The 1,490-nt window shown below is 44.6% G+C and carries 1 protein-coding gene and 2 pseudogenes; 2 read left to right on the top strand and 1 reads right to left on the bottom strand.

The features are described from left to right. Nucleotides 1-696, bottom strand: a pseudogene (locus GPLA_RS23990) (IS3 family transposase); the annotation flags it as partial. 210 nt (nt 697-906) lie between these two features. Here GPLA_RS23990 and GPLA_RS10930 point away from each other — a divergent pair. After that, a pseudogene (locus tag GPLA_RS10930) lies at nt 907-1,263 on the top strand (LexA family protein); the annotation flags it as partial. Further along, the coding region (locus tag GPLA_RS10935; protein WP_040514461.1) for a Y-family DNA polymerase at nt 1,263-1,490 on the top strand (228 nt) is incomplete at its 3' end. The pseudogene GPLA_RS10930 and the gene GPLA_RS10935, both read left to right, overlap by 1 nt.

The raw sequence follows: 1,490 nt of genomic DNA on the forward strand, positions 1-1,490 counted from the left end.
AGTAGGTGATATCACCGGCCCACACTTCATTGGGTGCCAGCGGATTAAAGTTCTGGTTTAACAGGTTATCCGCCACCTTGTCGCTGTGTTTACGTTTTGTAGTCACCTTATAAGCGAGCCGCTGAGTCACCTTTAACTTCAATTTTTTCATCAGCTTACGGGTTAAATATCGGCTGAGGCTAAAGCCTTCTTCACCGAGTTTCTTAGCCAACTCCCGGCTGCCCAAGCTGTTTCTGCTGGCTTTGAACAGCACCTTGGCCCGGCGATACATGGCCAGCTCCTGAGCCGTTATCAGCTTGCCAGGACGTGCCTGCCAGGCATAAAAAGCAGACTTGCTTACCTTCATCACGCGGCACAAGATACGAACGGGATAATACCCGGCTTGTGCCTTTATAAAGCAAAACTTTATTTCATTTCTTTCGCGAAGAAGGCACTGGCCTTTTTTAAGATCTCTTTCTCCATACGCAATTCTTTATTTTCTTTACGCAGGCGCTTTAACTCATCACGCTCATCTTCTGCTAACACCTTACCCGTTAATTGTTGCTCGTGAAGCTCTTTCCAGCGGTACAGCATGTTGGCGGCTATTCCCAATGATTTAGCGGCATCCGGCACTGAATAACCTTGCTCTAACACCAAAGCAACGGCTTCATCTTTGAATTCTTTTGGGTATTGCTTGTAACTACGTTTTTGTGACATGTTCACACCTTAATGTTTGACAGTTTATTGTCTCTTATTAAAGTGTCCGGTGCCATTTAACCAGATCACTTTTTCTTTTTTAACATAATTGAGAATAATATCTTCAATTTATCACTTTATTCTCACTTTAATTTTGTTTTCTTGAGAAACCCCACTACTCCTATAAATAAAGGGAATTCGCATAATTCACATGTTATCTAGGTATTTGGTGAGTCACCTGCGGCAGAATACACACAGCTCAACCTAGATTTAGACCAGCTACTGATTGACCATCCCTCTGCGACCTATATTGGTTTTGCCCAGGGCGAGTCCATGAAAGGTGATGGTATTTTCTCGGGTGACTTGTTAATTGTAGACCGCGCTGAAGAGATTAAAGACCAAGACGTCGTGGTGGCTAACCTTAACGGCGTATTCGTCTGCAAGAAAATCGACAAAGTACAGCGCTGTTTGCTGTCTTCCAGTAAGCGGTTTCCACCGTATTTTTTGCAAGAAGGTGACGAGTTTCAGGTAGAAGGGGTCGTCACACGCTCCATTCGATTACATCGACCCTTTAAGAAGCACCTCTGATGTACGCCTTGTGTGATGTGAACAGCATGTATGCCAGTTGCGAGAAGGTGTTTGATGCCAGTATTCGTAACAAACCCGTGGTGGTATTAACTAATAACGATGGCTGTATCTGTGCTGCGTGTGGCATTGCTAAGCGCCTAGGGGTAGGTAAGAAGTTCGTGCCGTACTTTCAAGTAAAAAAGGAGCTTGAAGCCGCAGGGGCTGTCATTCGCTCTAGTAATTATGAA

This window comes from Paraglaciecola polaris LMG 21857 (assembly GCF_000315055.1).
Lineage (GTDB): Bacteria > Pseudomonadota > Gammaproteobacteria > Enterobacterales > Alteromonadaceae > Paraglaciecola > Paraglaciecola polaris.